11 protein-coding genes are annotated in these 8,649 nt (G+C 68.1%); 2 read left to right on the top strand and 9 right to left on the bottom strand.

Annotation, left to right across the window (positions count from 1 at the left end):
• Positions 1–88: 88 nt before the first annotated feature.
• The 5 genes from ASE78_RS15725 to gltX form a co-directional block, all read right to left on the bottom strand.
• Positions 89–697: a riboflavin synthase gene (locus ASE78_RS15725; RefSeq protein ID WP_056498381.1), complete on the bottom strand. Its 609-nt coding sequence runs from the start codon at positions 695–697 to the stop codon at positions 89–91.
• A 10-nt stretch (positions 698–707) separates the two neighbouring features.
• Entirely contained in the window at positions 708–1,655 is a 948-nt protein-coding gene (gene ribD / locus ASE78_RS15720; protein WP_056498379.1) for a bifunctional diaminohydroxyphosphoribosylaminopyrimidine deaminase/5-amino-6-(5-phosphoribosylamino)uracil reductase RibD, read from the bottom strand.
• A gap of 29 nt (positions 1,656–1,684) precedes the next feature.
• Complete coding sequence (locus tag ASE78_RS15715) at positions 1,685–2,032, bottom strand: hypothetical protein (RefSeq protein WP_056498376.1); 348 nt, start codon at positions 2,030–2,032, stop codon at positions 1,685–1,687.
• A gap of 67 nt (positions 2,033–2,099) precedes the next feature.
• On the bottom strand, positions 2,100–2,774 hold the full coding sequence (locus ASE78_RS15710; protein WP_056498375.1) for a TonB family protein: 675 nt from the start codon (positions 2,772–2,774) through the stop codon (positions 2,100–2,102).
• An 88-nt stretch (positions 2,775–2,862) separates the two neighbouring features.
• Complete coding sequence (gene gltX, locus ASE78_RS15705) at positions 2,863–4,179, bottom strand: glutamate--tRNA ligase (RefSeq protein WP_056498373.1); 1,317 nt, start codon at positions 4,177–4,179, stop codon at positions 2,863–2,865.
• Positions 4,180–4,299: 120 nt separating this feature from the next.
• Here gltX and ASE78_RS15700 point away from each other — a divergent pair, with 120 nt between their 5' ends.
• On the top strand, positions 4,300–5,235 hold the full coding sequence (locus ASE78_RS15700; RefSeq protein ID WP_055762372.1) for a ribose-phosphate pyrophosphokinase: 936 nt from the start codon (positions 4,300–4,302) through the stop codon (positions 5,233–5,235).
• Here the strand turns inward: ASE78_RS15700 and ASE78_RS15695 are convergent.
• The 4 genes from ASE78_RS15695 to ASE78_RS15680 all read right to left on the bottom strand — a co-directional run bounded on the left by ASE78_RS15695 (position 5,232) and on the right by ASE78_RS15680 (position 8,368).
• Positions 5,232–6,464, bottom strand: a complete 1,233-nt coding sequence (locus ASE78_RS15695; RefSeq protein ID WP_082467267.1) for a DUF2254 domain-containing protein — start codon at positions 6,462–6,464, stop codon at positions 5,232–5,234. The two genes, ASE78_RS15700 and ASE78_RS15695, sit on opposite strands and share 4 nt — an antisense overlap.
• Before the next feature lie 244 nt (positions 6,465–6,708).
• The gene (locus ASE78_RS15690) at positions 6,709–7,455 is read right to left on the bottom strand and encodes a sulfite exporter TauE/SafE family protein (RefSeq protein ID WP_055762366.1); all 747 of its coding nucleotides are present in this window, start codon (positions 7,453–7,455) and stop codon (positions 6,709–6,711) included.
• The gene (locus tag ASE78_RS15685) at positions 7,452–7,847 is read right to left on the bottom strand and encodes a hypothetical protein (protein WP_056498371.1); all 396 of its coding nucleotides are present in this window, start codon (positions 7,845–7,847) and stop codon (positions 7,452–7,454) included. The genes ASE78_RS15690 and ASE78_RS15685 overlap by 4 nt, the downstream gene beginning before the upstream one ends.
• Positions 7,844–8,368, bottom strand: coding sequence for a sterol desaturase family protein (locus ASE78_RS15680; protein ID WP_056499169.1), 525 nt, complete (start codon positions 8,366–8,368; stop codon positions 7,844–7,846). The genes ASE78_RS15685 and ASE78_RS15680 overlap by 4 nt, the downstream gene beginning before the upstream one ends.
• A 22-nt stretch (positions 8,369–8,390) precedes the next feature.
• On the opposite strand from ASE78_RS15680, the gene ASE78_RS15675 reads away from it, so the two are divergent.
• The coding region (locus tag ASE78_RS15675) for a hypothetical protein (RefSeq protein WP_162236507.1) at positions 8,391–8,649 on the top strand (259 nt) is incomplete at its 3' end.

The raw sequence follows: 8,649 nt of genomic DNA, 5'->3' as shown, positions 1-8,649 counted from the left end.
ATCCACCAGGATGAACATCCGCCCGTTGCGCGCCTCGTCGATGATCTCTTCGGGCGACGAGAGAAAGGCGTGGGCGAGGCCCGACAGTTCAGCGTTGGCCACGGACTTGTTCCATTCGCATCAGATAACGGGCGAGGACGTCGATCTCGATATTGACCGCCTGGGACGCGGCCAGCGTACCGAGTGTCGTCACCGCCTGGGTGTGGGGGATCAGGTTCAGGGTGAAGCGGGCGTCGTCGGCCGCGTCCTCGACGGTATTGACCGTCAGCGACACGCCGTCGACCGTCACCGACCCCTTGGCCGCGACGAACGGGGCCAGCGCACGGTTGACCGCGATCGTCACGCGGGTCGAATCACCGTCGGGCGCGGTGTCGACCACCTGGCCGACGCCGTCGACATGGCCGGTGACGATATGCCCGCCCAGTTCGTCGCCCAGCCGCAACGCGCGTTCGAGGTTGAGCGGGCGGCCCTCGCGCCACTGGTCGGACGCGGTGCGCGACACCGTCTCGCCCGACACGTCGACCGCGAACCAGCCCGGCCCCTTGTCCACGACCGTCAGGCAGACGCCCGAACAGGCGATCGACGCACCCATGTCGATGGTCTGCGTGTCGTAACTACAGGCGATGGTCACGCGCAGGTCGCCCGCCCCGCCGATCGATTCGATGCGACCCACGTCGCTGACAATTCCGGTAAACACTCGGCGGCTCCTATCTGGCGCGCTCGTAGACTTCCAGCCGGTCGCTGCCAAGACTGCGGGCATCGTGCAACCGCCAGCGACCATGCGCTTGCGTCAGATCGGTGAGGCCGATGTCGGGCAGCGTCCGGCCATGCCCGATCAGGATCGGCGCACGATACAGCAGCAGCCGGTCGACGACGTCGGCGCGCAGGAACGCCGCCGCCGTGGCCGCGCCGCCCTCCACCAGCACATGATCGCCGGGAAGCTCGCCCAGCGCTTCGACTCCGGGAAGCATGACGAACCCCGGCATCGCCGCGCAATCGGCCGACAGCACCACCCGCGCAGGGCTGTGGTCGCCCAGACCGGCCAGTCGCACGTTCAGTTTCGGCCGGTCGATCTCGGCGGTGCCGCGCCCGACGAGGATCGCCTCGTGCCGGCTGCGCTCCAGATGGCCGTGCGCCCGGGCGACCGGCCCGGTGATCCACTGGCTGCGCCCGTCCGACAGCGACACCGCGCCGTCGAGCGACAGCGCCAGCTTGAGCGTCACGAACGGCCGCCCGAGCGCGCGCCGCGTCAGGAACCCGGCCATCGACCGCCGCGCATCCTCCGCGCCCGCTCCGACCACCACGTCGATGCCCGCCGCGCGCAACCGGGCAAGCCCCACGCCATCGGTGCGCGGATCGGGATCGCCGATCGCCACCACCACCCGCGCCACCCCGGCCGCAACCAGCAGGTCGGCGCAGGCCGGTCCGCGCGGCGAGACATGGGCGCAAGGCTCCAGCGTGACATAGGCGGTGCCGCCCCGCGCGCGCTCGCCCGCCTGCGCCAGCGCCATCGCCTCGGCATGCGGCCGCCCGCCCGGCTGCGTCCAGCCGCGCCCGGCAACCCGCCCCTCGGCATCGACCACGACGCAACCGACATTGGGATTGGGCGTAGTCCGCCCGCGCGTCCGCTGTCCGAGCGTCAACGCCGCCGCCATGTGGCGCGGATCGGCGGCGGGGGCGTGGGTCAGATGCCCCAGCTATTCAGCTTGTCGTCGATCCGCTTCCATTCGGCCTGACGCTTGGCACGATCGCGTAGGAATTCCTCGGTGGCGATGCGGTCCTTCTCCATGTCGATCTTCTGCTGGGCGATGATCTCCGCATCGCTGCGGTTCGCCGGCCAGCTTTCGACGTAGATGATCTCTTTCTTGTACGGCCGCTCGAAATGCGAATCGTGGACGAAGCCCCAGCCGATCACCAGCACGATGCAGATCGACAGCAGCAGGAACCACCATTCATAGGGTTTGCGCGTACGGGCATAGTCCACGAAGTCGCGGATGGCATGTAGCGGCGAGAACAGGCGGAGCAGACTCATGACGCCGTCCAAGATAGGCGCGAGCGCCCCCGTCCGCCAGTGCGGAACGGGGGCGGGCGTTACATGCCTATTGATCCGTCATGGTGAAGCGCACGGTCATCTCGCGCCAGCTTTCCACCGCCACGCCGTCGCGCGTCGCGGGACGAAAGCGCCATTTGGACAACGCGCGGCGTTTGGTCGCGTCGAAGAAGGCGTCGCTGGTGGCGCTCACGGGCTCGATCGCGGTGACGCGGCCGTTGCTGCCCACCAGCACGCGAACGACGACCACCCCGTCGCGGGCCTGATTGCGCTCGAACGCCGGATAGTCGGGCTGGAAATCGGCGCGGTAGCGTGGATCGACGCTGGCGGCGACCAGCACGGGAAGCGGCGAGGCGACCGTGACGCCGCCGGTGCCGCTGCCCGTGCCGCCGGGCGATGCCGTGACCGGTGACGGCGGCGCGATCGGTGGCAGGATGTCGGTGCTCGCGATCACCGGACCGGGCACCGGGAACGGTGCGGGCGGGTTGAACGGCAGCGGCGCCGGCGCGGGATCGGGCACGGCGGTCCGCGGCAACGGCTTGGGGGGATCGATCGGCGGGGGCGGTGGGTCGATGGGAATGTTGATCGTTGTCAGCGGCTCGTCCCCGCCGCGCAGGATGGTCGTCGTCGCCATCGTCGTCATCAGCGCCAGCAGTGCGCCGTTGATCGCTATCGCTATTCCCAGTCCGGTCGGACTGAGGCCACGTTGTCCCTGATATGCCATGCCCTCACGCTCCTCGATGCAACTCTCCCAGGCCAAATCGGCCGAGCTGCGAGGAGATACCTGTCGGGGACGGCTGTAAAGCTGACGCCTACGTCAACCGTGCGATCGCCGCCTCTCGCCCGATCAGCGGCAGCAGCGCGGCCATGTCCGGCCCATGCTCGCGCCCGGTCAGCGCGAGGCGCAGCGGCAGGAACAGCGCCTTGCCCTTGCGCCCCGTCTCCGCCTTCAAAGCGCCGGTCAGTTCGGCCCATGGCGACTCCCACGCGATCGTCGTCGCAACGCGCGCGGCAGTGGCGAAGAACGCCGCATCCTCTTCGCCCAGCGCCGGACGCGCGACCGGCCCGGTCACGACCCGCCACCAGTCGGCGGCATCGCTCACCCGCTCCAGATTGCCGCGCACCGCCGCCCATGCGTCCGCATCCATGCCCTCGGGCAGCAGGTCCGCGACGCGCTTGTAGGGCAGTTGGTGGACGATCCGCGCGTTCACCTGCGCCAGTTCGCCCTCGTCGAACCGCGCCGGCGCGCGACCGAAGCGGGCGAAGTCGAACCCCTCGACCAGCGGCGCCGGATCGACGATCGGCTCCACCGGATCGCTGGTGCCGAGCCGTGCGAGCAGCGCGATGATTGCCTCGGGTTCGATGCCCTCGTTACGGAAATGATCGATCCCCAGCGATCCCAGCCGCTTCGACAGCTTGCCCTCGCTCCCCGTCAGCAGTGCCTCATGCGCGAACGCCGGCGGCGTCGCGTCCATCGCCTGAAACATCTGCATCTGCGTGGCGGTGTTCGACACATGATCCTCGCCGCGCACGACATGGGTGACGCCCATGTCGACATCGTCGATGACCGAGGGCAGCAGATACAGCCACGATCCGTCGGCCCGGCGGATGACCGGATCGGACAGCAGCGCGCCATCGAAGCGCTGTGGCCCCCGGATCATGTCGTTCCACAGGATCGGTTCCGCCGCCAGCCGGAAGCGCCAGTGCGGTCGCCGCCCTTCCCCTTCCAGCCGTTCGCGATCCGCGTCGGTCAGGTTCAGCGCTGCCCGGTCGTACACCGGCGGCAATCCGCGTCCGGCGAGGATCTTGCGGCGCAGGTCGAGTTCCTCGGGCGTTTCATATGCCGGATAGATGCGCCCGGCGGCGACCATGTCGGCGAACACCGCCTCGTACCGGTCGAACCGTGCCGACTGGCGTTCCTCGCCATCGGGGGTCAGCCCCAGCCACGCCAGGTCGGCGCGGATCGCCTCGACGAACCGCTCCTCGCTGCGTGCCTTGTCGGTATCGTCGATCCGCAGCAGGAACCGCCCGCCGTGCCGCTTCGCGAACATCCAGTTGTGGAGCGCGGTGCGAAGGTTTCCAACGTGCAGCGTGCCGGTCGGGCTGGGGGCGAAACGGGTGACGATCATGGCCGCCCTCTCGCCCATTTGGAGGATCGGCGCAAACACGGGCGTCACATGGGTTTCACATTTCGTCCATGCGCTCTATGGCGCGCCCATCTTCTCCACACACGGACCACGGGGCATTCCATGAAGCTGCTGGCGGGCAATTCCAACCTTCCCCTGTCGACCGCGATCGCGGACTATCTCGAAATCCCGCTGACCAAGGCGAGCGTCCGGCGCTTCGCCGACGAGGAAATCTTCGTCGAGGTGCTGGAGAATGTGCGCGGCGAGGACGTGTTCGTCATCCAGTCGACCAGCTATCCGGTCAACGACAATCTGATGGAGATGCTCATCATGATCGACGCGCTGAAACGCGCGTCGGCACGGCGCATCACCGCCGTCATCCCCTATTTCGGCTATGCCCGGCAGGACCGCAAACCCGGCCCGCGCACGCCGATCTCGGCTAAGCTGGTGGCGAACATCGTGACCGAGGCGGGCGCCGACCGCGTGCTGTGCGTCGATCTCCATGCCGGGCAGATTCAGGGTTTCTTCGATATTCCGACCGACAATCTCTACGGCGCGCCGGTGATGTCGGAGGACATCAAGACCCGCTTCGGCGAGCATAACCTGATGGTCGTCTCGCCCGACGTCGGCGGCGTGGTCCGCGCGCGCAGCCTTGCCAAGCGGCTGCACAACGCCCCCCTCGCCATCGTCGACAAGCGCCGCGAACGGGCTGGCGAATCCGAGGTCATGAACATCATCGGCGACGTCGAGGGCCGCTTCTGCGTGCTGATCGACGATATTGTCGATTCGGCAGGCACGCTGTGCAACGCGGCGGCCGCATTGAAACAGGCCGGCGCGGTCGGCGTCGTCGCCTATTGCACGCACGGCGTGCTGTCGGGCGGCGCGGTCGCCCGGGTCGAGGCATCGGCGCTGGAAGAACTGGTCATCACCGATTCGATCGGCAATCACGACGTGATCGCGCAGGGGACCAAGATCCGCCACCTGACCATCGCCCCGCTGCTGGCCGAAGCGATCCGCCGCATCGCCGACGAATCGTCGGTGTCGAGCCTGTTCGACTAAACGCCCCCCAACGTCCGCGCCAGCGCCGCTTCGTCCTGCATTACTCGCCGGACATTGCGGCGCAGCTCCTCGGCAAGCGCATGGGTGGTCGCCCCGGCATGGGGCAGCGCCTTGCCGAGCGCGGCGAGGATTTTCAACACACGCTGCGCCACCTCTTCCTCGCCGGCACCTTCGCGTATGATCGATACGAAGCCGTCGCGGATCATCTCGTCGATGCCGGGACGCGGCAGATACACTGGCGGCAATTCGGCATCGGGCGGCGGCGCTTCGGCGGGCAACAGCGACAAGGTGCGGAACAGCGCGTTCACCACCTCGATCGCGGTGCCCGGATCGTTCGTCGCCGGGGCAAGCGCCCGCCCGGCGATCTCGCCCAGCGCGATCAGCCCCAGCCGGGGATCGTGATCGAAGCGCCGGTGCCGCTCGACCATGAACGCCTTCACCAGCGCCCGCTCGGCCGCCTCGTCGACGTCCTTGCCGACGATCCGCAGCAACGGCCGGTCGCTATGCACCAGCGTTCCCGGCAGCGCTTCGACATGGATCGCGATGCCGTGTTCGCGGGCGATCGCGATCAGGTCCGCCATGTCGATATGGGTGACATAGCCGATCCGGTCCGCCGTCACCGTCCGCGCGCCCGGGGGTAGCGCGATCGCAGGGCGACCGCCGCCGTACGGGTCCCTGGCGAACGCGGCCATCGCCGAACCTGCCGCATCCTCGACCCGGTCGATCACGTCCGCCATCCGCCCGAACGCGGCGAGGTGCGCGATCCAGCGCAGCAGCGTGACGACGACCAGCACGATCAGCAGGATGGTCGCCAGCAACAGCACCACCCGCCCCTGCCCGCCGTACAGCCGGGTCTGCAACCCGATGATTCCCACCACCGCAAAGACGAACGCGCCGAGGAACGTCGACAGCGCGTTTTGCGACGTTCGGTCGGAGATCATCAACTGCGTCGCGCGTGGCGTGGCGAGTTGCGTCGCGGACGAATAGGCGCTGACCATCGCCGTCAACGAAAAGGTCGTCACCGCCAGCATCGACGATGCGATGATCCCCAGCACCGTGCCGACCGCGTCCTGACCGATGTCGCCGGTGAAATGATAGGGCAGCCACCGCGCGATGATCCCGGCGAACCCCGCCACCGCCACGCTCGCCACGCTGATGAGCGCGGCGCGGAACCAGATCTGCCGTCCGGCATGCCGGGCCAGCCAGGCGATACGCGAAACCGATACCATATTGCCCCCTTCTTCCCGCGAACGCACGGACGAAGCAGATCGGTGCGCGGGGCAGGTGATTATTGCGCGGGCGGTTTCGCCGCCGGCGCGACGCCCTCGCCCGGTCAGATCGTCATGCGTCCATTGATGGTCCGCTGTTCGGGCGGGGCATCGGCCTCGGCCAGATCATGCCGCGCTTGATGGCCGAGACATTTTATCTCTCGGCAAAAAACCGATGCGTCCCGTTGCACCCGGCACGAGTGGGTCACACCACCCCGTCCCACAACAACTTCACCCCTACCGCGATCATCAGCCAGTAGATCACCCGGTAGAACCGCTCGGCCGACACCCGCCGTACCAGCCACACGCCGACGAAGGTCGTCGCGATCGCCACTGGCAGCAACGCAGCCGAGGTCAGCAGATTGGTCCGCGTGAACTGCCCCAGCGCCAGATAGGCGGGCACCTTCAACCAGTTGACCGCGCAGAAGAAGATCGCGGTCGTCCCCACCAGCACGTCGCGCGGCAGGCGGCGGGGCAAGACCCAGAGCTGGAACGGTGGCTGCCCGGCATGGGCGATCTGGCTGGTGATGCCCGACAGCACCCCGAACAGGCTGCCGACCCAGCCGGGCGAGGCGGAGGCGACCGGTACGCCGTGCCGCTCGGTCCACAGCCGCCAGCCGCCGAACAGGATCGAGATGCTTCCCACCGCCGCCAGCACCGCCGAAGGCTGCACCATGGTCGCAAAGCCATAGCCCAGCGCAATTCCCACCGCCGCGCCGGGCAGCATCCACAACAGGACATGCGCGTCGAACGTCCGACGGAACGCCCATACCCCCACCACATCCTGCACGATCAGGATCGGCAGCAGGATCGCGGCGGCCTGTACCGGATCGATCGCCAGCGCCAGCATCGGCATGGCGAGCGAACCGACTCCGGCGAACCCGCCCTTGGCCAGCCCCTGCGAGGCGACGGCGGGGATCGCCAGCGCGTAGAACCACGGATCGACGATCAACGGACCGCGTCGCCCCGCATCTGCGCGATACGGAACAGCGCCAGCACGCCGACCGCCATCACCGCGACCAGCGCCAATACCGCATAGGTCAGCGCCGCCAGCCAACCGGCGATGTCGTGCAACGCATCGGCGTGAATTCGGGCGGTGGTTTGTTCGGGGGTCAATTCGCGCGGCGCGCCGGTGGTGAACGGGGCGGGAGTGCCAGCTTCGGGTGCAGCGGCGCGTGAGTCGACCGCCTGCGGGCCATCGCTGCGGCTTGCCTGCCCGCCCCCATCGGCCATGCCGCCAGGCGTGTTGGTCGACATGGTAGCGACCGCACCGACCATCGCCAGTGTCGCGAACACCGCCAGCAGCCACGACAGTGCGCGTGCCTGCCACCCCCCGGGCGTCACGGATGTTCGACCGGATCGCGGGTGACGGCGGTCGGCGCGCGCACCCCGGCGTTTCCGCGGGCCTTCAACGTCGCCTTCAAATCCTCGGGCTTCGGCGCCCACAGGAAACCGAAGCTGACCGTGCCGTGCTTCGTTTCGACGACATGGTGCAGCCGGTGCGCGGAGATGATCCGCTTCATATAGGACGACCTGGGCAGATAACGGTGGCTGAGCCGGCGGTGGACGATCACGTCGTGGAATCCGAAATAGATCGCCCCATAGGCAGCGATCCCCGCGCCGATCCAGATCGTGCCCGGCCACCAGCCCCATTGCACCCCGCCCAGCAGCATCACGATCGACGGCACCGCGAAGATGGCGGCGTACAGGTCGTTCCACTCCCAGTTGCCATGGCGCGGGGCATGGTGGCTGGCGTGGAGGAACCACCCCGGCCCGTGCATCAGCCAGCGGTGCGCGACATAGGCGAACCCTTCCATGAAGATCACGGTCGCGACGAAGATCAGGATACCGATTGCCCAGTGCATGGCCGCGATATAGCCTCGCCCCATGAAAAGCGCGAGGGTGGCGGCGACCTTGTCCGCGATGGCTCTGCTGGCCGGATGTCAGCCGACCGACGAACAGAAGTTGCAGTCATGGTTGTCGGACAGCCTGCCCGAACGCTTCGCCAACTGCATCGCCGAACGCACCTATGATGCGCTGACTCCGGTGGAGGAAAAGGCGTTCCGCGACGCGGTGGTCGCTGGATTCCGGGCATCGCCCGGCAGCTACGCCGCCGACCGTCCGCGGACGCTCGCCGAAGCGCAGG

Origin of the sequence: Sphingomonas sp. Leaf25 (assembly GCF_001421635.1) — a bacterium.
GTDB lineage: Bacteria > Pseudomonadota > Alphaproteobacteria > Sphingomonadales > Sphingomonadaceae > Sphingomonas.
The sequence above is the reverse complement of the archived record's forward strand: the minus strand, read 5'-3'. Positions and strand labels throughout refer to the sequence as shown.